General features: G+C 72.1%; 20 protein-coding genes. 8 read left to right on the top strand and 12 right to left on the bottom strand.

The window, feature by feature from the left end; translation table 11 throughout:
- The coding region (locus OQ02_RS41380) for a hypothetical protein (protein WP_051772900.1) at positions 1–519 on the top strand (519 nt) is incomplete at its 5' end.
- A gap of 90 nt (positions 520–609) precedes the next feature.
- On the opposite strand, the gene OQ02_RS28535 is transcribed toward OQ02_RS41380, so the two are convergent.
- Entirely contained in the window at positions 610–2,460 is a 1,851-nt protein-coding gene (locus tag OQ02_RS28535; protein WP_231500279.1) for an ABC transporter ATP-binding protein, read from the bottom strand.
- 46 nt (positions 2,461–2,506) lie between these two features.
- Entirely contained in the window at positions 2,507–3,712 is a 1,206-nt protein-coding gene (locus OQ02_RS28540) for an FAD-dependent monooxygenase (protein WP_033441716.1), read from the bottom strand.
- Between the two features lie 92 nt (positions 3,713–3,804).
- Here OQ02_RS28540 and OQ02_RS28545 point away from each other — a divergent pair, with 92 nt between their 5' ends.
- From OQ02_RS28545 to OQ02_RS28555, 3 genes are all read left to right on the top strand, one after another.
- Complete coding sequence (locus OQ02_RS28545; RefSeq protein WP_051772901.1) at positions 3,805–4,737, top strand: TetR/AcrR family transcriptional regulator C-terminal domain-containing protein; 933 nt, start codon at positions 3,805–3,807, stop codon at positions 4,735–4,737.
- A 19-nt stretch (positions 4,738–4,756) separates the two neighbouring features.
- Positions 4,757–5,656 (top strand): proteasome assembly chaperone family protein, encoded by a 900-nt coding sequence (locus OQ02_RS28550; RefSeq protein ID WP_033441717.1) that lies wholly within the window; start codon positions 4,757–4,759, stop codon positions 5,654–5,656.
- Between the two features lie 115 nt (positions 5,657–5,771).
- Positions 5,772–6,212 carry a chorismate mutase gene (locus OQ02_RS28555; RefSeq protein ID WP_231500275.1) on the top strand — a complete coding sequence of 147 codons (441 nt, stop codon included), beginning with the start codon at positions 5,772–5,774 and terminating at the stop codon, positions 6,210–6,212.
- Between the two features lie 327 nt (positions 6,213–6,539).
- Here the strand turns inward: OQ02_RS28555 and OQ02_RS28560 are convergent, their stop codons facing one another.
- From OQ02_RS28560 to OQ02_RS28570, 3 genes are all read right to left on the bottom strand, one after another.
- The gene (locus tag OQ02_RS28560) at positions 6,540–7,511 is read right to left on the bottom strand and encodes an MsnO8 family LLM class oxidoreductase (protein ID WP_197043530.1); all 972 of its coding nucleotides are present in this window, start codon (positions 7,509–7,511) and stop codon (positions 6,540–6,542) included.
- Positions 7,512–7,595: 84 nt separating this feature from the next.
- The gene (locus OQ02_RS28565; protein ID WP_033441718.1) at positions 7,596–8,675 is read right to left on the bottom strand and encodes an acyl-CoA dehydrogenase family protein; all 1,080 of its coding nucleotides are present in this window, start codon (positions 8,673–8,675) and stop codon (positions 7,596–7,598) included.
- Between the two features lie 22 nt (positions 8,676–8,697).
- Positions 8,698–9,939: a glycoside hydrolase family 16 protein gene (locus tag OQ02_RS28570; RefSeq protein WP_033441784.1), complete on the bottom strand. Its 1,242-nt coding sequence runs from the start codon at positions 9,937–9,939 to the stop codon at positions 8,698–8,700.
- Between the two features lie 136 nt (positions 9,940–10,075).
- On the opposite strand from OQ02_RS28570, the gene paaZ reads away from it, so the two are divergent.
- A complete protein-coding gene (gene paaZ, locus OQ02_RS28575) occupies positions 10,076–12,100 on the top strand; it encodes a phenylacetic acid degradation bifunctional protein PaaZ (protein ID WP_033441719.1) in 2,025 nt (674 codons plus the stop codon).
- A gap of 89 nt (positions 12,101–12,189) precedes the next feature.
- Here paaZ and OQ02_RS28580 read toward each other — a convergent pair whose 3' ends face one another.
- Together OQ02_RS28580 and OQ02_RS28585 are read right to left on the bottom strand one after the other, a co-directional pair.
- A complete protein-coding gene (locus tag OQ02_RS28580; RefSeq protein ID WP_033441720.1) occupies positions 12,190–13,182 on the bottom strand; it encodes a Ca2+-dependent phosphoinositide-specific phospholipase C in 993 nt (330 codons plus the stop codon).
- 117 nt (positions 13,183–13,299) lie between these two features.
- Positions 13,300–13,959 carry an MOSC domain-containing protein gene (locus tag OQ02_RS28585; protein ID WP_033441721.1) on the bottom strand — a complete coding sequence of 220 codons (660 nt, stop codon included), beginning with the start codon at positions 13,957–13,959 and terminating at the stop codon, positions 13,300–13,302.
- Between the two features lie 94 nt (positions 13,960–14,053).
- On the opposite strand from OQ02_RS28585, the gene OQ02_RS28590 reads away from it, so the two are divergent.
- Positions 14,054–14,779: a hypothetical protein gene (locus OQ02_RS28590; RefSeq protein ID WP_033441722.1), complete on the top strand. Its 726-nt coding sequence runs from the start codon at positions 14,054–14,056 to the stop codon at positions 14,777–14,779.
- Positions 14,780–14,801: 22 nt separating this feature from the next.
- On the opposite strand, the gene OQ02_RS28595 is transcribed toward OQ02_RS28590, so the two are convergent.
- The 5 genes from OQ02_RS28595 to OQ02_RS41385 all read right to left on the bottom strand — a co-directional run bounded on the left by OQ02_RS28595 (position 14,802) and on the right by OQ02_RS41385 (position 22,320).
- Positions 14,802–15,515 (bottom strand): peptidylprolyl isomerase, encoded by a 714-nt coding sequence (locus OQ02_RS28595; RefSeq protein WP_033441723.1) that lies wholly within the window; start codon positions 15,513–15,515, stop codon positions 14,802–14,804.
- 33 nt (positions 15,516–15,548) lie between these two features.
- Complete coding sequence (locus OQ02_RS28600; protein WP_033441724.1) at positions 15,549–18,473, bottom strand: helix-turn-helix transcriptional regulator; 2,925 nt, start codon at positions 18,471–18,473, stop codon at positions 15,549–15,551.
- Positions 18,474–18,571: 98 nt separating this feature from the next.
- Positions 18,572–18,781, bottom strand: a complete 210-nt coding sequence (locus tag OQ02_RS28605) for a hypothetical protein (RefSeq protein WP_033441725.1) — start codon at positions 18,779–18,781, stop codon at positions 18,572–18,574.
- On the bottom strand, positions 18,778–21,672 hold the full coding sequence (locus OQ02_RS28610; protein ID WP_033441726.1) for a type 2 lanthipeptide synthetase LanM family protein: 2,895 nt from the start codon (positions 21,670–21,672) through the stop codon (positions 18,778–18,780). Before OQ02_RS28610 ends, OQ02_RS28605 begins: the two co-directional genes overlap by 4 nt.
- Before the next feature lie 96 nt (positions 21,673–21,768).
- A complete protein-coding gene (locus OQ02_RS41385) occupies positions 21,769–22,320 on the bottom strand; it encodes a hypothetical protein (protein ID WP_156077362.1) in 552 nt (183 codons plus the stop codon).
- A gap of 82 nt (positions 22,321–22,402) precedes the next feature.
- Here OQ02_RS41385 and OQ02_RS46785 point away from each other — a divergent pair, with 82 nt between their 5' ends.
- Both OQ02_RS46785 and OQ02_RS28625 read left to right on the top strand, forming a co-directional pair.
- Complete coding sequence (locus OQ02_RS46785; RefSeq protein WP_051772903.1) at positions 22,403–22,930, top strand: enoyl-CoA hydratase/isomerase family protein; 528 nt, start codon at positions 22,403–22,405, stop codon at positions 22,928–22,930.
- On the top strand, positions 22,927–23,928 hold the full coding sequence (locus OQ02_RS28625) for a LacI family DNA-binding transcriptional regulator (RefSeq protein WP_033441727.1): 1,002 nt from the start codon (positions 22,927–22,929) through the stop codon (positions 23,926–23,928). Before OQ02_RS46785 ends, OQ02_RS28625 begins: the two co-directional genes overlap by 4 nt.
- The last annotated feature ends 71 nt before the right edge of the window (positions 23,929–23,999 follow it).

Below are 23,999 nucleotides of genomic sequence, written 5' to 3' on the forward strand. Positions count from 1 at the left end.
GCTGTCGACACTGCCGCTGTCGACACTGCCGCTGTCGACACTGCCGCTGTCGACACTGCCGCTGTCGACACTGCCGCTGTCGACACTGCCGCTGCCGACACTGCCGCTGCCGCTGCCACCGACGCCGACGCCGTTGCCCTCGACGCCACCGTCGACATCGACGAGCGCTGGCGTGCCGAAATGCTCGCGGCCATCGAGTCGGATGACGCGGGTGTGGCGAACCCGGCGCTACTGGAGTTGACCTACGACGACCCCGACGGCGAGTGGGTCGAACCGGTCCTGCTCGACCACCTGGACCCGAAGTACGACCTCGACCTGCGTCGCCTGGCCGTGACCTGCCTCGGTCACCTGGCACGCATCCACGGCAAGATCACCCGAAGCACTGTGGTGCCGACCTTGCGCGCCCTCCTGCCCGACCCGGTCCTGGGCGGCACAGCCGAGGACGCCTTGGGCGACATCGACCATTTCGCCCCAGCACCGCCCGCGCCCGTCCCACCACTGCCCACGACTGACGACTGACCCCGTCGACCGTCGACCGTCGCGACTCGACGGTCGACTGACGTCGGACCCTGGGCAGCGCCGTGCCGGCCGAAGCGCGAGCCGTGCGGTCTACACCCTGTGCGCCTCCTCTGCGAACTGGGTCCGGTACAGCTCTTCGTAACGGCCGCCCGCAGCCAGCAGAGCGGTGTGGGTGCCGCGTTCCACCACCCGACCGTCCTCGACCACCAGGATCAGGTCGGCTGCCCGGATCGTCGACAGCCGGTGCGCGATCACCACTGCCGTCCGCCCGGCCAGCGCCTCACCCAACGCTGCCTGCACCGCGGCCTCCGACGTGGAGTCCAGGTGCGCGGTGGCCTCGTCCAGGATCACCACGCGGGGCTTGGCCAAGAGCAGTCGGGCGATCGTCAACCGCTGCCGCTCGCCACCGGACAACCGGTAGCCGCGCTCACCGACCACCGTGTCCAGCCCGTCCGGCAGCGACTCGACCAGGTCGGCCAGCCGCGCCCGCCCCAGCACGTCCCACAGCTCTTCCTCGGTCGCCGAAGGCTGCGCGAGGAGCAGGTTCGACCGGATCGACTCGTGGAACAGGTGACCGTCCTGGGTCACCATGCCCAGCACGTCGCGGACCGAGTCGGCCGACAGGTCCCGGACGTCCACACCGGCCAGTCGCACCGCGCCCGAGTCCACGTCGTACAGCCGGGGCAGCAGCGAGGCGATGGTGGACTTCCCCGCACCCGACGAGCCGACCAACGCCACCACCTGGCCCGGTTCGGCCCGGAACGACACGTCGTGCAACACCTCCACTCCACCGCGGCTGTCGAGCACCGCGACCTCCTCCAACGACGCCAGGGACACCTTGTCCGCCGACGGGTACGCGAACCGGACGTTCTCGAACTCCACCGACACCGGCCCGTCCGGCACGGACCCCGCGTCGGGCTTCTCGGTGATCAACGGCTTCAGGTCGAGCACCTCGAACACCCGCTCGAAGCTCACCAGCGCGCTCATCACCTCGACCCGAGCGCTGGCCAGCGCGGTGAGCGGGGCGTACAGCCTGGTCAGCAGCAACGCCAGCGCCACCACCGAACCCGGGTCCAACTCGCCGCGCAGCGCGTAGAACCCGCCCAGCCCGTACACCACGGCCAACGCCAGTGCCGACACCAGCGTCAGCGCCGTGAGGAACACGGTCTGCACCATCGCCGTGCGCACACCGATGTCCCGCACCCGACGTGCCCGCTGCGCGAACTCCGACGACTCGTGCGCGGGCCGGCCGAACAGCTTCACCAGCGTCGCGCCCGGCGCCGAGAACCGCTCGGTCATCTGCGTGCTCATCGTCGCGTTGTGGTTGGCCGCCTCGCGCTCCAGCCGCGCCAGACGGGAACCCATCCGCCGCGCCGGGATCACGAACACCGGCAGCAACACCAGCGCGAGCAGGGTGATCTGCCACGACAGGTTGACCATCACCACCAGGGTCAGCACCAACGTGACCAGGTTGCCCGCCACGCTGGACAGCGTGTCGCTGAACGCCCGCTGGGCGCCGATCACGTCGTTGTTGAGCCGGCTCACCAGCGCCCCGGTCCGGGTGCGGGTGAAGAACGCGATCGGCATCCGCTGCACGTGGTCGAAGACCGTGGTCCGCAGTTGCAGGATCAGGTCTTCGCCGATGCTCGCCGACAACCACCGCGTCAGCAGGCCCAGCGCCGCCTCGACGATCGCGATGCCCGCGATCAGGCCCGCGAGCCCGAGCACCACGTCGTACGTCGAGCCGTTGACGATCGCGTCCACGATCCGGCCCGCGAGGACCGGCGTCGCCACGGCCAGCACCGCCACCGCCACGCTCAACCCGAGGTACTGGCCCAGCCGCTTGCGGTGTGGCTGGGCGAACACCCAGATGCGGCGGAGGGTGGCGACGGAGAACGGCCGCTTGTCGTCCTGCGCGTTCGCCACGTGGTACAGCGACATCCAGGCGGTGGTTTCCATGTCCATGCCCGGAACGTAAGACCTGGAGTCAGCTGGAGGTCAAGCTCCGCGGTCGGTACTCCTTCAGCGACACGGTGTTCGCGATCTTCTGAAGACCCCCGAACAGCTTCTCCCCACCCGGGATGTGCGGGACGGCGCGCAGGGTTAAGTCACGCATGCGGATGAACATCCGGGACTTCGGCATCAAGCTGTCGACCCCGCCCAGCGCGAACTTCTGGCACCGCGCCACGTACTCCCGCATCTCCTCCTCGTAGCGCCTGAACGCCGCCTGGTGGTCCGGCGCGGTGGCCAGTTCGCCTGCGAGGACGTACGCGCCGACCAACGCCATGCTCGTGCCGTTCCCCGCCATCGGCGACGCGCAGAAGGCCGCGTCACCCAGCAGCGCGATCCGCCCGCGCGACCAGCTGTCCATCCGGATCTGGCAGAGCCGGTCGAAGTAGAAGTCGGGTGCGTCCCGCATGTCACCGAGCAGTCCGGGCACCTCCCAGCCGCCGTCCGCGAACGCCTCGGCGACCAGCTCGCGCTGCCTCGACGCATCCCGTCGGTCGTGCTCCACCGGGGGTGAGGCGAACACGAACATGCCCTTGGCCGCGCCGCCTGGGGTGGGGTAGATGCCTGCCGTGCGACCGGGCACGGTGTGCAGCAGCTGCCACCCGTCCAAGTCTTCCCGCCGGGTGGTGCCGAAGGTGGAGATGTAGGCCCCGAGGTCGTGCGCGAACTCCGACTCCGGGCCGAACGCCAGCGACCGCACCTTGGAGTGCAGCCCGTCCGCGCCGACCACGAGGTCGAACGTGCGTGGCTCGCCCCGCTCGAAAGTCACCTCCACGCCGTGCGCGGTCTCGGTGAGCGAGGTGATGCTGTCGTCGAAGACGTACTCGACCCCGGTCGCGGTCGCTTCGTGGAGGATGCGGACCAGATCGCCCCGCAGGATCTCCAGCTCCGCGATCGCGCCGCCCGAGTCGCCCGTCGTGTCCGGTGCCATGGTCGCGGTGCGCTTGCCCGCCGAGTTCACGAACGCCATGCCTCTCGCGCCCGTGTGTGCGGCGCGGATTGCGTCGAGTATGCCCATCCGCCCGGCGACCTCACGGGCCGTGCCGCGCAGGTCGACCGCCTGGCCGCCGGCCCGGGGCGCGGGCGCCCGCTCGACGACGGTCGGGGTGAAGCCGTGGTGGTGCAGCCAGTAGGCGAGCGTGGGGCCGGCGATGCTGGCACCGGAAATCAGTACGGTGTTCATGCGTACAGCGTACATCGCTGTCTCACGTGGTCAATCACTCGATAGTGCACTAGTGCGCTAGACTCCAGTGCACTACATTCGAGGAGGCGGTCATGACTGACGCGATCTACCAGCGGATAGCGCGCGAAATCCGCGATCGGATCGAGTCGGGCGAGCTGCGACCCGGTGATCGAGTGCCCTCGACGCGCGAGATCAAGGTCGAGTGGAACGTCGCGATGGCCACGGCGACCAAGGCCCTGTTCACCCTGCGGACAGAAGGCGTCGTTCGCTCCGTGGCCGGCGTGGGGACGGTCGTTTCGTCGGAAGGTGGGGACACTGCGCGACCGCGGGCGCAGGAGACCGACCTGACCGGCGAGCGACTGGTCCTCGCGGCGGTCCGCGTCGCCGACGCGGAAGGGCTCGACGGGGTGTCGATGCGGCGGGTGGCGTCACAGCTGGGCGTGGCGACCATGTCGTTGTACCGGCACGTCGAGAACAAGGACGAACTCGTCCTCCGGATGATCGACCACGTGTTGCGGAAGGAGGATCTGCCGGACCCGGCGCCGGAGACCTGGCGGGAGCGACTGGAGGCGTCCGCGAGGTTGCTGTGGAGGCTGTTCCAGGAGCATCCCTGGCTGGCTCCGGCCATGTCGATGACCAGGCCGCAACTGCTGCCCAGCGCGGTTGCGCACACCGAGTGGGTGTTGAGCGCGCTCGAGGGGAAGGGGCTGAGCCTGGAGGAGAGGATGCACGCCGCGGTGACGGTGTTCGGTTACGTGCGAGGTGTCGCGGTCAACATCGAGCCTGAAGCCGAGCATCGGCGGCACACCGGGATCACCGGGGACGAGTGGATGGACCAGCAGGCGCCGGCATTGCTGGACATCGTCGCCACCGGCAGGTTCCCGGTGTTCCGGCAGGCGGTGGGCACCGAGTTGGACATGAGGTTGGACACGCTCTTCGAATTCGGCCTCGCCCGGATGCTCGACGGGATCGGGGAATGGATCAGCGGTCGGTCGATGTTGACTGAGAGGAGGACTGGCATGTGAGCATGTGGGGAGGCACGAGGTGGCGCTGGAGCCGGAGGACCTGTACGAGGTCGACTCCGACGTCCCGGACCTGAGCGGAGCGGTGCTGCTGCACCACTTCGAGGGCTTCATGGACGCCGGTGCGGCGGGCGCGACGCTCGTCGCGCACCTGCTCGAGGTGCACGAGCATCGGGTGGTCGCACGCTTCGACATCGACGATCTGATCGACTACCGGTCCCGTCGGCCGACGATGACCTATGCCACCGACCGGTGGGAGTCCTACGACGCGCCCGAGCTGGTCGTCCACCTGCTGCACGACGCGGTGGGCACCCCGTTCCTGCTGATGACCGGCCCGGAGCCGGATCGCCGGTGGGAGGCGGTGACCGCGGCCGTGCTGGCGCTGGTCGAGCGTTGGGGGCTGCGGCTCGCCGTCGGCTTCCACGGCATCCCGATGGGCGTGCCGCACACGCGGAAGCTGTCGGTCATCTCCCACGCCACCAGGCCGGAGCTGGTCATCGAGGGCTCGCCGTTCAGCCGGGTGCAGGTGCCGGGCAACCTGTCCGCGCTCCTGGAGTTCCGGCTCGGACAGGCCGGTTACGACGCGATGGGCTTCGCCGCGTACGTCCCGCACTACCTCGCGCAGGGCACCTACCCGGCCGCCGCGTCGGGCCTGCTCCAGTCGGTGACGAAGGCGACGGGTCTCGTCATCCAGGCCGCCGCCTTGAACGAGGCAGCCCGGCGGACGGACGAGGAGATCTCGCGCCAGGTGGCGGAGTCGTCCGAGGTGGCGCAGGTGGTCGAGGCTTTGGAGCGGCAGTACGACGCGTTCTCCGAGGCCTCCGAGAACCTGCTCCTGCCCGACGACCAACCGCTGCCCAGTGCGGACGAGCTCGGCGCCGAGTTCGAGCGTTTCCTGGCCGAACAGCAACGCGACCACTGACAGCAATCCGGCCACTGACAGCAACCCGACCACTGACCTGGTCCGGCCGTCGAAGCCTGCCAACCAGGGCCTGCCGTCGAGCAGGTGCCCGGTGGTGGTCGTGGATGATGAGGATGTGTCTGAATCCGAATCATCCGCACAGCCCACCGCCGACGCAGCCCCGAGGGCACTGACAGCGCCGGCCTCGCTGGCCGAGGTGCGTGCGGGTATCGACCTGATCGACTCGGAGCTGGTCCGCCTCCTGGCGCAACGGCAAGGTTTGGTGCGTGCTGCTGCGGCGTTCAAGTCGGACGACCGGGCGGTTCGCGCGCCGGATCGGGTCGCGCAGGTGGTGGCCTCGGTGCGGGAGCGGGCGCTGGGCGCCGGGTTGGAGCCCGCCGTCGCGGAGGCGGTGTGGCGGGCGATGATCGGGGCGTTCATCGAGTTCGAACTGACCACGCACGCACAGCTCGCGTCCACTGGGAACGGGGACACAGGCGACCCGCACACGAGGAACGTGCACACGAGGAACGTGGACGCCGGGGACTTGGACACCGGGGACGAGGGCGGGAGCTAATCCCGCGAGCCGGGCCGGGCACGAGCCGGGCCGGGCCGGGCATGAGCCAGGTCGGGTCGAGCCGGGCCAGGTCGAGCCGGGCCAGGTGGGGCTGAGCCAGGTGGGGCCGAGCCGCGTCGAGCCAGGTGGGGCCGAGCCGGGCCAGGTGGGGCCGAGCCGGGCCAGGTGGGGCCGAGCCGGGCCAGGTGGGGCCGAGCCGGGCCGGGCACGAGCCAGGTGGGGCCGAGCCAGGTGGTTCGGGCCGAGCGGGGCCGGGCCGGGGCGGGTCAGGCAGGCCCAACCGGGCCGGGGCAGCGGGATGGCGAGTCCGGCTGGGTGGGCGTGTGGTCAGCGGTACAGGTTGGCTAGTTGGCGGTAGGAGTCGAGCATCGCTGCTCGGTCGTGGGTGCTGGTCGTGACCAGGACCTCGTCGGCGCCGGTGCGGTCGATCAGGGTGTCGAGGGCCTTGGCGACTTCCGATGGTGTGCCGTAGACGTGTCCCTGCAACGACTGCTCGAACAGTGTGCGTTCGCGGGTCGTCATGGGCTGGGCGAGGATGTCGTCCGGCGCCGTGAGCGGTGGGAATTCGCCTCTGGTGCGGGAGTAGGCCATCGCCCACGCTTCCGGCAGCAGGAGGCGCCAGGCGTCTTCGGTGGTGTCCGCCACGGCCACCGTGGAGGACACCACGACGTACGGGTCCGTCGCCCACGTCGAGCGGCGGAAGTGGGCGCGGTAGGTGGTGATGGCGTCGATCATGGCGTCTTCGCCTCGGAACGCGCCGATGACGAGCGGGACGCCGTGGGCTGCGGCCACTTGGGCTCCGGCGCCGGTCGCCAGGACGAACGGTGCCACGCGGAGACCGTCGGCCGGGTAGCCGCGCACGGCCTGGTCACCGGTGAAGTAGCCGAGCAGTTCGGCGAGCCTCGGGCCGAACTCGGCGGCGTCTTCCTTGTCGTGCCCCAACGCCTTGCGAACAGCCTCGATGAAGCCGACCGAACGTCCCAGACCCATGTCGATCCGGCCGGGGAACAGGGACTCCAGCACACCGAACTGCTCGGCCACGACCAACGGCTGGTGGTTGGGCAGCATCACGCCGCCGGTGCCCACCCGGATTCGGGTCGTCGCGGCGGCGACCGCGGCGGCCAGGACGGTCGGCGCGGAACCCGCCACACCCGGCACGCCGTGGTGCTCGGATACCCAGAAGCGGTGGTAGCCGAGTTGTTCCGCCTCCCGAGCGAACCCGACCGTGTCGCGCAGCGCCTCAGCATGGCTGTGACCGGCGCGCACTCGCGACCGGTCCAGCACGGAAAGCCTCACCACAAGGTCAACGGCGTCGGGTGGTCCCGCATTCCGGTTCGAGGGCGGGGCGGGGGACGGGGACGGGGGAAGAACAGAACAGTGCGGTCAGAGGCGGGTGGTGTCGGTGGGCACGCCGAGTGTGACCTTGCCGTAGGTCTCGAACAGGCGGCGGGACACCATCGCGTGCTGGGCGGCCACGTGGGCGTCCCGCAGGCAGCGCTGCAACGGCGAGTCCTCGAACACCGAAGTGCCCCCACCCACGTCGAACGCGTGGCGGGTGATCGACGCCGACTCCGTCGCGGCGTGCGAGCACGCCAGGCGCAGGCGCGCCCGCTCCTGCGTCGTGCTGGGCTGTCCGGCTACCGCCGCGGCCCACCTGGCCGCCACCTCGCTGTGCAGGAAGGCCCGTGCCGCGGACAGGCGCGCCTCGGCCACCCCCAGATCGCGTTGCACGTCCGCCTGCTCGGCCAGCAGGCCTTGGGCGTGCTGCGGTGTCTTGGTCACGGCCAGTGCCTCGACCTCTTCGACCGCCCGTGCCGCGATCCCCAGCCCCACCGCCGCCACGCCCACGGCCAGGAACGCGAAGAACGGGAACGCCGGCAGGGGACCGGACACCCGCACGGCCGGTGGCCACACCTGGCGACGTGCGGGCACGAACGCGCCGGTGACCTCCCACTCGTGGGACTCGGTCGCACGCAGCCCCGCGGCGTGCCAGGTGTCGTGCACCGTCACGTCGGCTGACGGGAAGAGCATCAGGCGCGGCCCGCCCGGGGTCATCACGCCGCCGACCACCCAGTCGCACAGCGGCACCGCGCTGCCCCAGCCCCAACGTCCGGTGACGTGGTGCCCGCCGTCCGCCGCCACCGCCCGGCCCAGCGGGGCGGCGGTGCCGGCCACCACCGACGTCGGCGAGCCGAACACCTCGGCGGCCGTGTCCGGTGGCAGGTACCAGGCCAGGGACGACGTCGCGCTGGTCGTCATCGCGGTCCACCCGGCCGAGCCGTCGGCACGGGCCAGGTCCTCGATCGCCACCGCCCACGACGGCAGGTCCACCTCACCGCCGCCGAGGGAGGCGGGCGCGAGCATCCGCGTCGCGCCCGCCTCGACCAGCGCCGCCACGACCGCCGGGGAGAGTCGGCGTTCGCGGTCGGCCTTGGCCGCTTCCGTTCTGATCAGGGTCTGCATGTCCCGATCATGCCGCGCTCGGCTACGCGACGTTCCACTTCTGGTTGGCGGTGCCGTAGCAGGTCCACAGCTGCAACCGGGTGCCGTTGGCGGAACTGTTGTTCTGCGCGTCCAGGCACTTGTTCGCCTGGATGTTGACGATGTCGTTCGCGCCGCTCACCGCGAACTTCTGCGCACCGGACCCGTTGCAGTCCCACAACTGGATCAGCGTGCCGTCCGCCGTGCCGCCCGCCGCCGCGTCGAGGCACTTGCCCAACGCCCGGATCGTGCCGTCACCGGGACGCGACCACTGCTGGGCCGCCGTGCCGTTGCAGTCCCACAACTGGACGGGAGTGCCGTTGGCGGAGTTCGCGCCGGCCACGTCGACGCACTTGCCGCCGATACCGGTGATCCGGCCGCCACCGGCGGGCGGGTTGCCGTCGAGCGTCGACACGCGCACGTAGTCGATCACGAACTGCTGCGGGAACACGGTGCTCGCGTCCGGGTAGCCCGGCCACTCGCCGCCGACCGCCAGGTTCAGGATGACGAAGAACGGCTTGTTGAACACCCACTGGTTGCCGCCGACGTCGGCGGGCGTGCGGCGCTGGTAGACGTTGCCGTCCACGGACCACGAGATGCCGGTCGGCGACCACTCGATGGCGAACGTGTGGAAGCCGTCGGCGAAGTTCGGCCCGTTGAACGGCATGCCGATGCCGCCGGCGCCCGAGTAGCCGGGACCGTGGATGGTGCCGTACACGGTGTCCAGGTCGTGGCCCAGGAACTCCATGATGTCGATCTCGCCGCTGTTCGGCCACGGGTTGCCGGAGTTGATGTCCTGGCCGAGCATCCAGAACGCGGGCCAGATGCCCTTGCCGCGCGGCATCTTCATCCGCGCCTCGACCTTGCCGTAGGTCGTGGTGAACTTGCCCGCGGTGTTGATCCGGGCCGACGTGTACTGGCAGCGGCCGTACCAGCAGTTGTAGTTGCCGGGGTTCTCACGGCGGGCGGTGATCACCAGGTTGCCCGCGCCGTCCATCGCCGCGTTGCTCGCCGATGTCGTGTAGTACTGGTGTTCGCGGTTGGCACCGTTGTTGTCGCCGACCTCCGTGTTCCACTTGGAGGCGTCGACCCTCGAACCCGCCGGGCCGTTGAACTCCTCGGCGAAGGTGACCGCCATCGTGCCCACGTCGGCGGAGGCACCCGTTGCCGGTGCGGCTTGCGCGGCGGGCACGGCCAGCCCGCTGAAGGCGAGTATTACCGCGCCCACCATCACTCGTGTCCTCATCGACACTCCCTTCACTCTGGCGACGGCCAGGCTGGAACTTACTCCATAGGCTTTAATCAAGTCACGATGAAAGTAGGGGCGCTTTACTGTCGACATGCCGGGACACCCACCGGCCCGACAAGGAGGTCGACACCCGATGTCCATGCTGCGCAGCTACGTGTCCGGACGCTGGCACGCCTCGTCCGCGGAGGGCACACCCCTCCACGACGCCGTGACCGGCGAGGAGTTCGCCCGGATCTCGTCGCAGGGGATCGACATGGCGGCGGCCCTGGACCACGGCAGGCGCGTCGGCGGCCCGGCGCTGCGGGAGCTGACGTTCCACCAGCGCGCGGCCCTGCTCAAGGCCCTGGCGTCACACCTGCGTGAACACCGCGACGAGCTGTACGCCCTCTCCGCCCGATCGGGTGCGACCAAGACCGACTCGCTGATCGACGTGGACGGCGGCATCGGCGTCCTGTTCGGCTACGCGAGCAAGGCCAAGCGCGAACTGCCCAACGACACCGTCTACGTGGACGGCGCGGTGGAGCCGCTGAGCCGCGGTGGAACGTTCGTCGGCCAGCACATCGCCACCCCGCTGCGGGGCGTCGCGGTGCAGATCAACGCCTTCAACTTCCCCATGTGGGGCCCGCTGGAGAAGTTCGCCCCGGCGTTCATCGCGGGCGTGCCGTCGCTGATCAAGCCGGCCTCCCCGACCGCCTACGTCACCGAGAAGCTGGTCGAGCTGATGCTCGCCGCCGACCTGCTGCCGGAAGGCTCGCTGCAACTCGTCACCGGCAGCGCGGGCGACCTGCTGGACCACCTGACCGCCCAGGACCTGGTCGGTTTCACCGGCTCCGCGTCCACCGCCCAGGTGCTGCGCACGCACCCCGCCGTGGTGCGCAACAGCGTGCGCTTCAACGCCGAGGCGGACTCGCTGAACTGCTCGATCCTCGGCCCGGACGCGGTCGAGGGCACGCCCGAGTTCGACCTGTTCGTCAAGCAGCTCGTCAGCGAGATGACGGTCAAGGCAGGCCAGAAGTGCACCGCGATCCGGCGCGCCCTGGTACCCGCCTCCCTCGTCGACGCCGTCGCGGACGCGGCGAGCGCACGCCTGGCGAAGGTCGTCATCGGCAACCCCGCCAACGAGAGCGTGCGGATGGGCGCGCTGGCGGGCCTGGAGCAGCGCGAGGAGGTCCGGCGGTCGCTGAAGGCGCTGCTGGAGGTCGGCGAGGTCGTCTACGGCTCACCCGACCGGGTGGACGTGGTGGACGCCGACGCCGAGCGCGGGGCGTTCCTGTCGCCCATGCTGCTCAAGGCCGACCCGGACCACGCCCAGCCGCACCAGGTGGAGGCGTTCGGGCCGGTGTCCACGCTGATGGCCTACCGGGACGTCGACCACGCGGTGGAGCTGGCCGCACGGGGCGCGGGCAGCCTGGTCGGCTCGGTCGTCACGCACGACGCGGACTTCGCCCGCGAGGTCGTGCTGGGCGTGTCGCCGTGGCACGGCCGGATCCTGGTGCTGGACCGGGACGACGCCAAGGAGTCCACCGGCCACGGCTCGCCGCTGCCGGCGCTGGTCCACGGCGGACCGGGCCGGGCGGGCGGCGGTGAGGAGATGGGCGGCATCCGCGGCGTGCTGCACCACATGCAGCGCACGGCCGTCCAGGCGAGCCCGCGGGTGCTGAGCGCCGTCACGGGGCGGTGGGTCGCGGGCGCGCCGCGCACCGAGTCGGACGTGCACCCGTTCCGGAAGTCGTTGCGGGAGCTGAAGGTCGGCGACGCGGTCGTCGCCGGGCCGCGGACCGTGACGCTGGAGGACGTCGAGCACTTCGCCGGGTTCACCGGCGACACGTTCTACGCGCACATGGACGAGGAGGCCGCGGCGGCGAACCCGTTCTTCGGCGGTCGGGTCGCGCACGGGTACCTGGTCGTGTCGTTCGCGGCGGGCCTGTTCGTGTCGCCCGAGCCGGGGCCGGTGCTGGCGAACGTCGGGCTGGAGAACCTGCGGTTCCTCACGCCCACGTTCCCCGGTGACGAGCTGACCGTGACGTTGACCGCGAAGCAGATCACGCCGCGGGAGGACCAGGAGTACGGCGAGGTCCGGTGGGACGCCGACCTGGTCAACCAGAAGGGCGAGTCGGTGGCCAAGTACGACGTGCTCACCCTGGTGGCGAAGCAGTAGGAGCGCAACGGCAGCAGCCGGAGGGCGGGGTCCGACGCGTGAAATCGGGCCCCGCCCCGTTCCGGACCGGGAGGCGGGCCGAACGCCGGTCAGCCGACCGAGTAGCCCACGATCGCCGGGTCGACCCAGTCGCTGGACACGATGGTCGCGCCCTTGCCTGCCAGTTGCCGCACCCGCGCCTGCGCGTCCGACACGGACGGGGTGCGGGAGTCGATCGCCGGTGGCACGGCGTGCGCGTCCGTCATCACCACCAGGTAGTGGCCGCCCAGGTACGACTCGCCCGGCCACCCCGCGTACGACGACGCGCCGCCGTCGAACGCGACGAACCACGGCGCACGGGCGCCGCCGCGGTCACCGACGCGCGGGTCGGACTGGGACGCGCCGTTGATCGCGGGGAACGCCAGTGCCGACCCGAGCGCGCCGCTGCTGCGGGCCGAGATCAGCCGGTCCGCGTACTCCAGGTCGGTGTCGTAGTTGTCGAACGGGTTGCCCTGCTCGAACGTGCCGACCTCGACCAGGATGACGAACTTGCCGGTCAACGCCGAGCGGTGCGGCCACGCGCCCGCGCGGGCCGCGGCGTCCAAGGTGGCGTGCGACCCGATGAGCTGCGCCGGTCCGAACACCGACGACGCGCCGAGCGTGTCCGCGACGATCCGGTCGAACTCGTCCGGGCCGAAGCCGCCGCGGTCGTCGAAACCGTTCTTGAACTCGACCTTCAGCACCATCAGCGGGTGGGACGGGTTGCGGTCGTGCCACAGCCGGATGTTGCGCAGGCACGTGGCGAGGTTCTGGTTGCGGGTGCCGGTGCGCAACTGGTCGTAGTCGGTGGCGCGGGCGCAGTTGTTGGCGTTGCCCGGGTCGTGCCCCACCTGGAAGTCGCGGCTGAACAGGAAGTTGGTCCAGACGTCCAGTTCGACGAGGCCGGGCTTCTTGTCCAGCACGTCGACCAGGAACGGTGCGGTCTGCTGCGTGTAAGCGTTGTGGACGCCCACCGCGGTGCCGCCGGTCGCCGTCGCGGCTTGTGCGGTTCCGGGCAGGGCCGTCATCAGGAGTGCGGCCACTGCGACTGTCAGACGCTTCATCGGTGAAGGCTCCTCGTGGTCCTGCGCGCAGGTCGCCTCCCACCCTAGAAACACGAAATGTCTTCACGATGTCCACTAAATGGACGCTGATCGAGGTCTGCCGCACAAGCGGGGCCGCTACGCCGGGTCGTACATCCGCCGCTCGACCCGGCGCCGCATGTCCTCGGGCAGGTCGTCCCCCGCCGCGGCCAGGCGCGGCAGCAGCTCCGCCTCCAGCGTCAGGGCGCGGAACGCCAGCGCGATCGTGACGTCGTGGTCCGGCCGGTGCTCGACGGTGATCTCGTCACCCGCGGTGATGGTCCCGGGCTCCACGACGCGGAAGTACGTGCCCGGCAGGCCCCGCGCGGTGAACCTCTTCACCCACCCCTGCTCCTCCATCACGCCGGCGAACGTCCGGCACGGGATGCGCGGCCTGGTCGCCTGGAGCAGCAGCGACCCGATCCGCCACCGCTCGCCGAGCAGCGCGCCGGACACGTCGACACCGACCGTGGTCAGGTTCTCCCCGAACAGCCCCGGCCCGAGGTCGCGGCCCAGCTCCACCGACCACCCGTCCAGCTCCTCCCGCGAGTAGGCGTAGACGGCCTGGTCGTTGCCGCCGTGGTTGCGCATGTCGGAGATGTGGTCACCGGCGACGCCGCTGCCGCCCGTGCCGCGCGGACCGGGGGCCTGGACGTCCACGGGGCCGTGCACCGGGCGCTTGCCGATACCGGTGTGGCCGATGGCGGCGTGGTCGAACTCGACGCGGGAACCGACGTTGACGGAGAGCACGTAAGGCATGGGTCTGACGGTAGCGGAGGGACTTTCGGGGTTCGCACTCCTGATCCGCCGTGGGTGGGGGAGGATGGTGGCGTTCACCGTAAGTGGGGGTGTCATGCGCAGGTCCGTCGTCGCGTTGGTGCTGGCCGTGGTCGGTCTGGCGGGTTGCGCGGAGCGGACGAAGCTGCCGACACCGACCCTCGGCCCGGTCGTGGACGACAGCGCCGTGCTGATCAGGACCCTCGCCGCCCGCGCCGCCGAGCAGGGCTCGGTCCGGTTCGACGCGGAGACCACCCTGTCCGGTCTGCACGTGACGCTCGCCGGCGACCTGCTGCGCGCCCGCGAGGGCCGGCTGGTGTCGTTGCGCCAGGACTCGTCCACCGAGGTCGTGGTGCTGGCGGACGCCGCCTACTCCCGGACGTCGGGGGGCTCGTGGGCCAAGCTCGGGCTGGCGGACCGCGCGCCCGTTCGGGCGGACACCACGGTGGCCGGCCTGCCCGACGAGGTGGACCCGTCGTCGGTGGTGGAGTCGCTCGCGGGCAGCCTCATCGTGGCCACGGGCGACGAGGAGCTCGACGGCGTGCCGACGCGCCGCTACACCATGCTGGTCGACCTGCGGCAGCAGGCGGAGCGGACGCCGGACGTCACGCGCCGCTCCCACCTGCTGGCCGCCTACGAGTCCGGTTTCACCGCGTCCGCCACCGTGTGGGTGGGTCCGGGCGACCTGCCGGTGCGGGTCGAGCAGGTGCTGAAGACGTTGGAGGACAACGTCTTCCAGCGCAGCCTGCACCGCTTCACCGACTGGAACGCCGACCTCCGGGTGACCGCGCCCTCGTCCTGATCGCCGGTCGGCGGATCACCCGTCAGCCGGTGCGCTTGGCCCGCCCGATGTCCGTGGTCAGCGCGGGACGGCCGTCGACCTGGCTGTCCGGGTTCGGCGCGATGCCGCCCGCCGCGACCTTGTCCAGGGTGGCGAGCCCGGCGGGGGAGATGCGGCCGAACACGGTGTAGTTGGGCCGCAGCACGGAATCCGAGGTGACCAGGAAGAACTGGCTGCCGTTGGTGTCGGGGCCCGCGTTGGCCATGGCCAGGGTGCCGCGCGGGTAGATGCGGCGCAGGCCGGTCGGGTCGTTCGGCGCGGGTGCCAGGTCGGTCGGCAGCTCGTCCCGGTACTTGTAGCCGGGGCCGCCCTCACCGGTGTCGGACGGGTCGCCGCACTGGAGCACCTTCAACGTCGGGTACGCCGTCAGCCGGTGGCAGGTCGTGTCGTCGTAGAACTTCTTCCGCACCAGGTGCAGGAAGCTCTGGACCGTGCACGGCGCCTGGGCGCGGTCCAGCACCACCGGCACCGGACCCTGGTTGGTCGCCAGCAGGACCGTCGCGTACCCGTGGTCCGGCGTGTGCCGGGGGTCCGGGGGGAGCGGCACAGGGCGCGCGGCCGGCTCGTCCGGTGTCACCTCGTAGCCGCACGGGCCGCGCGTCACGTCGGGGCCGCCCATCACGTCGGGTTCGGGCGACGCCTGCGCCACCCCACCGCCCAGGACCGCCATCAGCGCCACTGCCAACAGGATCTTCATCGGACCAGGTGTAGCGGACCCGGCACCACGCCACTAGGGCCGGTCGGCGGGTCCGAGCGACGCGGCGAACGAGCTCAGCGACTCCCGGTCCGGCTGCGCGGTCTTCGTGATCAGGCTGGCCACGTGCTTCTCCACGGTCCGCGGCGAGATGTGCAGCCGGGTGGCGATCGCCTTGTTCCCCAACCGGCCCGCCAGCAGCCGGAACACCTCGAACTCCCGCACCGTCACGCCCAGCGCGCGCAGCTCGCGCGGCACCTGGTCGGAGCCGGTGCGCCGTTGCGGCACGGACGCGCCGACCTGCCGCAGCAACCCCCGGCACGCACTGGCCACGGCCGGCCGGCCTGCCTGGTGGAAGTACTCCTCGGCGGTGCGCAGCCAGCTCACCGGCTCGCCCCACCCGTCGAGCACCGCCGCCTCGGAGACCAGCCGCAGCGCCAGGTGCTTCGCCATCGGGTAGAGGGCCGCCGCGTCCCGTGCGGCCCGCATAGCCTGTGCCGCCTCGGCCTCGCGGCCCTCCCGGCCCAGCAGCACGGCCAGCGCCGACTGCGCGAACACCCGGTTCCAGCGCATGCCGGCCGCGGCCGACCGGGTCACCGAGCGGTACGCGTCCAGGTCCGACGCGCCGGACAGCGCGTCCAGCAGCAGCAGCAACCCGTGCCGGCCGGACAGGTGGTAGACGGTCGGCGCCTCGGCCTCGTACGCCAGCGCGCGCGCCAGGTCGTGCCCGGCCGCCGCCCGGTCCTCCTCCAACAGCGCGCAGAACGCCCGCGCCAGCCCGTAGCAGAGCGGGCGCTCCTGCGAGCCGACCCCGCCCATCGCCTCGAACGCGCCGACCAGGGCTTCCATCTCGGCCCGCTTGCCCTGGTGCGCCGCCGCCGTCGCCTGCGCCATCAGCCCGTACAGGGTCAAGTGCTTGAGCTGCAGCCGCCTGGTGTCCGCGACCGTCCCCGCGAGCTTGTCCGCCGCGGCGGCGTACTGCCCGCGCAGCACCGCGTCCAGCCCGAGGATCGAGTCCACGTTGTACGCCACGCTGATGGCGCCGATCCGCAGCGCCTCCTCGCGCGCCTCGACCAGCTCGACGGACGTGCCGTCGGCCAGCCAGTCCAGCCCGGCCTGCCGACTCGCCGCGTACAGGCCCTGGATCGGCAGCCCGTGCTCCTCGGCCATCTCCCGCGCCCGCCGGAAGCACTCGGTCGCCTCACCCAGGTCGCGCTCGCGCGCCAGCACGCCCAGCAGCTGCCACGTCTCGCAGCCCACCTCGGGCAGCGGCACGCGCTTCGCCGCGTCGGCCGCGCGCCGGGCCAGGAATTCGGCCGACGCGACCCGGTCCGGCACGTCGACGTACAACGTCATCAGCGCCGCCACGGCGTCCAACCGCGCGGTGTGCTCGTCGTCGGCTTCCGCGCCCAGCAACGCCCGTGCGGTCGCGACATGCGTCGCCGTGTCCGTCCACCGGCCCGCGATGTTCGCCACCTGGGCGAACTTGGTGTGCAGCTCGGCCCGCCGCACCCGGCTCAACCCGGCGGCGCTCAACTCGGCCACCGCGTCGACCAGCGCGAACGCCCGCTCGAACTGGCCCGCCTCGGCCAACGCGGGCAGCAGCGAGTCCAGCACGTCGGCGCGGATCGACACGTCGACCTGGCTGGCCAGCAGCCGGTGCGCGTGGTCCAGCAGCCGCACCGCGGAACCCGCCGCGCCGTCCGCCAGCGCCCGCCGTCCGGCCTCGGCCAGCAGCGCGCCCGCCTCGGCGGTCTCCCCGGCGTCCAACCGCAGCGAGGCCACCAGCGCGCACCACTCGCCGGGCAGGTCGGGGTGCAGCGCCTGCACGGCGTCCGCGGTGCGGCGGGACAGCTCGGCCCGGTGCGGCGGCGGCAGTTGCGCCAGCAACGCCTCGGCGGTCAACGGGTGGCGGAACGCGTACCAGTCCGGCACCGGCTCGTCCGGCGTCACGAGCTGCGCCGCCACCCCCGCGTGCAGGTGCGACAGCAGGCCGCGGTCGTCCAGGCCGGTCACCGTGCGCAGCACCGACAGCGGGAACCGGTGGCCCAGCACGGCGGCGGCGGACAGCACCTCGCGGCCCTGCGGCCCGAGCCGGTCGGTGCGGTGCGCGACCGACCGCACCAACGCCGAGGGCACGTCGATGCGCAGCTCGCCCAGCACCTGCCAGCCGTCCGGACCGCGCACCAGCAGCCCGCAGTTGACCAGGCCGTGCAGCATCTCCTCGACCACGAACGGGTTGCCCGCGCTGTCCGCCCACATCTGCGCGGCGACCACGTCGGGCACGTCGGCGGCGTCGACCTCCAGACAGGTGCCGACCATTCGGCGCACCTGCTCCTCGTCCAGTCGGCGCAACTCCAGCAGCGCGCCCGCTTCCCGTTGCGCGGCAAGGCGGACCACGTCCAGCGTCGGACCGGGGTCGGCGCGCGTCGTCACCAGCAGCACGGCGGGCACGTCGTCGAGGTTGTCCACCAGGTAGTCGACGACGGCCAGCGTCTCGGCGTCCGCGTCGTGCAGGTCCTCCAGCACCACCAGGCACGGTTGTTCCCGGCCGACCACGGCCAGCAGCCGCAGCACCGCCTCGGCGAGCACCACCACGGAGTGCGGCTGCCGCTGGTCGTCGGTGCCCCACTCGGGCACCAGCCGGCCGAGCGCGGGCTGGTACGGGCCGAGTTCGCGCAGATCAGGACTGTCCCTCGCGCGCAGCAGGGACATCAGCGCCTCGGTCAGGGGTCGGAACGGGACGATCGGCCCGATGGTGCTGCCACGCCCGCGCAGCACCCGCATGCCGCGCTCGAAGGCGGCGCCGGCGGCGAAGCGCGCCAACCGGGTCTTGCCGATGCCCGGTTCCCCGACGAGGAACACGGCGCGTCCACGACGGACGGCGGCGTCGGCCAGTGCCCGCTCCAGCACTCGGAGTTCTTCGTCGCGGCCGACCACGACCGGCGCGCGGGTGTGCATGGGCCGACCTTAGTCAAGCCGAACGGCGGCACGCCAAACTGCCCGCACCCCCAGTGTGGGCGGGCAGTCCGGCGGTGTGACGGCGTCGCGCCTGCCGGCTAGCCGATGCCGGGCGCGCTCACCGTGATGCCACTGTTCGCGCCCGCGGCCACCACCACGTACGCGCCGACGGCCAGCGTCAGACCGGCCAGCGCGCGGGCGCGGGCGCCGGTCTTCGTCTTGCGGTTCAGCGCCATCTCCCCGGCGGGGTGGTCGCCGTCCTGGTCTTCGTGCCAGGTGGTGACCGCGTCGTGGTTGGCGTTGCTCATCGGGCGTTCTCCTCGCGAAGGTAGGTGTCGTGCTTGGACCCGAGCAGTAGCACAGAAGGGACGTGCTCGGGGAATCCGAGGCGGAGCAGGCCGTAGCCGATGCCGGAGAGCCCGGTCAGCAGACCGGCCGACGGCACGCCGTCCGGTGTGCCGCAGCGCGCCCCGTACTGGTCGAGCGCGCCGAGGACGAGCCCGGCGCGCCGGTTCTGCATGGCCGACGCCAGGCCGTGCCCGCGATCCGCGAGGACGGTCAGGGATTCGATCACGCCCAGCTCGCCGTGGCACAGGCTGAGGTCCCGCAGGGGTTCGTGCACCGCCAACGCGTTCAGGCACCGGTCGAGGTGCAGGGTGTAGGCGTCGACCGGTTGATCGGGGTGAGCGGTGTGCGCGAGCACGGCACCGGACAGCCCGGAGCACCAGCTGTGGTCCGCTTCCGCCACGTCCAGCAGCCGTTGCCGCAGCGAGTGGTCGGCGCGCAGGTTCGCCCGACCGGCCACTCCGTACCGGTCGCCGCCGATGCCCGCGTAGCGCAGCAACGCCCAGCCGACGCCCGCCCGGCCGCGCGCGAAACCGTCACCGCCCGGACTGGCCGCCACCAGTCGGTCGGCGTAGGCGCGGGCCAGCTCACCGGCCGCGGGCAGGCCGCTTTCCGCCCGCACGGCCAGCATCGCGGCCAGGCCGCCGGCCCAGCCCTCCACCAGGTTCGCCGGGTCCTCGCCGGTCGCCTCCACGGCCGCGGCGACGTCCACCGCGGCACGCAGCCAGGCGCCGATCTCGGCGTCGTCCAGCAGGTCCGCCAGCCGCGCCAACGCGTAGCAGATACCGCCCAGGCCGTGGAACGCGCCGCTGCCCACGGCGACCGCCCGCTCGGTGTCCTCCGCGAACGCCGCCAGCAGGCCGGGTATCGGAGCAAGCGCGTCCCGCGCGTACTCGGTGTAGCGCGCGGCGCCGGTGAGCTTGCCCAGCTGGGCAAGGAACAACGCGACGCCGGTGTAGCCGTTGGACAGTCCCGCGCCCATCGCGGCCACCGCCCAGTGCCGGTCGTCCACGAGTTCGAGCCCGACCCAGTTGATCCGGCCGTCGGCGGCGGTGGCGTGCGCCAGCACCTCGTCCGCGACGCCGCACGCGGCGGCCAGCAGCCGTTGCGGGTCCGGCACGACGGCTTCCAGCGGCGCGGCCACGCCGAGGCCGGTGCGGTGGTCCACCGGACGCGGCCGGCTCGCCAGCCCGGCGCTGATCAGCCACTGCTGCTCGTGCTTGTCCACCTCGCCCAGCGCGGCGACCTTGGCGGTGACGGCGTCCAGACCGGACACCGGCAGCAGGTCGGGCAGCCGCTCGCCGGTGGACGTCCACACGTCGCGGCTGCCGGGCCGGGTGGTGAACACCGGCACGTCGCCCGCCCACAGGTCGCCCATCTCGTGCGGCACGAGCGCGTGCAGCACGGCTTCGTCCGCCGAGTCGTCCCACAGCAGGTCGAGCACGTCCTGGCGGGCCGCCGCACCGCGCAACGCGTCCGGGTGCGTCGACTCGTCCAGCAACGTCGCGTACAGCTGGGTCATCCGCGCCACGAACCGCACCGGCAGGTCGGCGAACGCGGTCAGCCGGCCGAGCAGCTCGTCGCGGTGGTCGCACAGCGCGTCGTAGCCGACCCGGAACCCGGCCAGCAGCGCGCCCTGGTAGTCGGCGGGCTCGGTATCGCGGCCGTCCACGACCGGGCGGTTGTGCGCGGGCGGCAGCGGCGCGGGCCTGCGCACCAGCCGCATCCGGTCCGTGCCGGGGTGCAGCCACGCGACGCCGTCCGCCGCCGACCGGTCGCCGTGGTCGCCGCCCATGCCACCGATGTCGAGCGCGCCGTGCGCCCCGAGCAGCACCTGCGGCAGCACGGCGGTGCGGTGCACGGACCGGGCGAGCGACTGGACCGCCGGGTCCGCCGGGATGCCGACCGCGGGGTGGAACAGCGTCTCCACGTCCACCAGCACCGGCTCGTCGCCCGCCGCGATCAGGTTCTCGTAGTGCATGTCGGCGCCGTCCACCGCGTACAGCAGCGCGATCAGCGCGCCCAGCCGGTGGTAGAACCGGCCGACCGCGGTGACGTCCGCGCACGGCGCGTGCTCGATGAACTCCAGCCAGCCGTGTCCGGGCCGGACGACCGCGCGCGGCAGCCGCAGACCGAGGCGGGTGTGCCCGTCGTACCAGGTCATCAGGTCCGCGAACGCCTGGTGCAACGCCACCGGCCGCGGCTTGTAGACGACCCGGCGGCCGTCCTCGAACGTCAGCACGGCCACCGAACGGCCCCGCGCGTGCCGGTCGCCCCGCCCTGTCTCCACGCCGGCGAGCGGGCCGGGGTCGCGGCCGTCGAGCAGGGTCCGCACGATGTCGGGGCGGTCCCGCTCGAACCGGTCCAGGAGTTCGCGGTGCGCCTCGACGGCGTGCAGGCAGGCCTGGCCGAGCAGCCGGGCCAGCACCGGGTACCGGGCGAACAGCGCGGGCAGGTCGACGTGCCGGACGAAGTCGGCGAACCGCTCGTGGGGCGTGTCGCCGGTGAGCCGCTCGCCGATCCGCTCGAGGTTCAGCTCCAGCACGAGGGTCCGGGCCGCGATCCGGGCCAGGCGGTGGCCGAGCGCGCGGGCGAACTCGTCGTCCAGCCGCGCGTCCAGGGCCGTCGCCGCGCACACCAACGGCCGCAGCGCGGACGCGAACGCGGCCATCGCGCCGTCCACGCCGTCCGGGTCACCGCCGGTGAAGTCTGCATGGGCCGCGGTCGCGGTGGCGCGTTCCACGAACGCGGCCCATGAGGGCCGTCCACGAGGGACGGCCGGCTTCGGGGTGTCCTCGCGCACGCCGCTGAGCCACCACAACGCGGGTGGCAGGTCTACGGCGGACGGGAACACGTCTTCAACGTGTCACGGGCACGCCGTGGCGCACATGGGGGTCGTGCCCCCAGATTTGCGGGAGCGCCACGCCCGGGAACCGCACATGTGCGGTGATCAACCGCAGTTCTCGGCTTGGCCGGCGGCGTCCTTGTACTCGTCGGGCAGCGAGACGACGTCGATCTTCTCGACCGCCTCGTTCATCACCGTGACGGCCTCGGTCATGTCCTGGATGACCGCGGCGAACACGTCGGTGGTCATCTCCGGCGCGGCGTCGACGCTCGACTTGGCCGAGACGAACTTGTCCCGCGCCCTGGTCAGCGGCTCGTTGATGACCTCGACCGCGGTGTCCGCGGCGGGCGTCGGCGCGGGCGTCAGCTCGTCGAGGTCGTGCAGGACGACGTCGAGCACGTCGATCACCCGGCCGAGCGAATCGCTGAGGGACTTCCGCAGCGCCGCAGGGTCGGCGTGCTCGTTCGGGTCGAACTGCACCCCACCCGAAGCGATCATGTACTGCGCCACGCCGCAGAAGTTGTCCATCCAGCGCACGACCTCGGGCTTCGCCACCGCCACCGACGACGTCGGCCCCGGTGTCGGCGTGCCCGCGACCGGCGTCGCGCACCCCGTCAGCCCCGCCAACGCCACCGCCGCAACCATCCACCGCTTCACAGGGGGATTTGTACCCGCCCGTCACCCGGCAGGCGGGTGGAACATGACAACCGGGGGAACCATCCGCCACGATGGTCGTCCCATGGCCGTCTCACTGGAACTCCTGCGCGGGATCGCGGTCATCCGGATCGACGAGTCGTCGGACTCCCTCCTGCCGGACGTGCGCGCGCTCCTGCCCGCGGCGGTGCACGCCCGCGCGCTCGTGCTCGTCCTGGAGGGCGGCGCGTGCGGGGACGACATCAAACGGCTGGTCCGGAGTTCGGCGGCGCAGCGCGAGGTGGTGTCGGCGGCGTTGCGCGGTGTGCGGGACGAGGTGGCGAACCTGCCGGTGCCGGTGGTCGCGGCGATCGGCGGCAGCGCGTCCGGTGAGGCGGCGGAGCTGGCGATGGCGTGCGACCTGCGGGTGCTGGCGTCGGACGGCGGTCTCGGCCGGATGACCGGCGACCGGGTGCTGGTGGCACGCCGGGTGACGGCCGCCGAGGCGTTGCGCACGGGGCTGGTGGACCGGGTCGTGCCGCCGGGAGCGGTGCTGGGCACCGCGGTCGAACTCGCAAACGAGTGCAAGTCCGCGCAAGCGGCGCGTAAATCGTGCCGTATAGTTTCTCCATGACGCAACGGCGGTTGGCCGAAGTGGCCGCGAAGGTCGGCGTGAGCGAGGCGACGGTCAGCCGGGTGCTGAACGGCAAGCCGGGGGTGTCCGACGCGACGCGGTCGGCCGTGCTCACCGCCCTGGACGTGCTCGGGTACGAACGGCCGACCCAGCTGCGCGGCGAACGCGCCCGCCTGGTCGGGCTGGTGCTGCCGGAGTTGCAAAACCCGATCTTCCCGGCGTTCGCCGACGTGGTCGGCAACGCCCTCGCGCAGCGCGGTTTCACGCCGGTGCTGTGCACCCGCACGGCGGGCGGCGTGACCGAGGCGGACTACCTCGAGCTGCTGTTCGAGCAGCACGTGTCCGGCGTCGTGTTCGCGGGCGGCCAGTACGCGCAGGCGGACGCGTCGCACGAGCACTACCGGCAGATGACGCGGCGCAAGCTGCCCGCGGTGCTGGTGAACGCCGCCATCGACGACCTCGGGTTCCCCCGGGTGTCGTGCGACGACGCGGTGGCGGTCGAGCAGGCGTTCGGGCACCTCGTGGCGCTGGGGCACGTGCGGATCGGCGCGGTGCTGGGGCCGTCCGACCACATGCCGTCCCGGCGCAAGCTGACCGCGCTGACCTCGTGCGCGTCCGCGGCGGGCGTCGAGCTGTTCGAGGAGCACGCGATGTTCTCCCTGGAAGGCGGCCAGGCGGCCACCACCCGCCTGCTGCACCGGGGTGTCACCGCGATCGTCTGCGCCTCCGACCCGTTGGCGTTGGGCGCCGTGCGCGCCGTGCGCCGGCACGGCCTCAAGGTGCCGCACGACGTCTCCGTGGTCGGCTACGACGACTCGCCTCTCATGACGTGCACCGAGCCGCCGCTGACCACGGTCCGCCAGCCGATCGAGGCGATGGGCCGGGCCGCCGTGGAACTCCTCGCGAACCAGATAGCGGGCACCCCGGTGCCCGACGAGGAACTGCTGTTCGAACCCGAACTCGTGGTCCGGTCCTCCACCGCCCCCGCTCCGCGCTAGCCCTTCCCCCTCCGCTGCCGTCCATCCCTCCGGGTGGGCGGCAGCTTCTGCGTGCGCACTTTCGGACGCGG

The sequence above is a fragment of the Saccharothrix sp. NRRL B-16314 genome (assembly GCF_000716595.1).
Classification (GTDB): Bacteria; Actinomycetota; Actinomycetes; order Mycobacteriales; family Pseudonocardiaceae; genus Actinosynnema.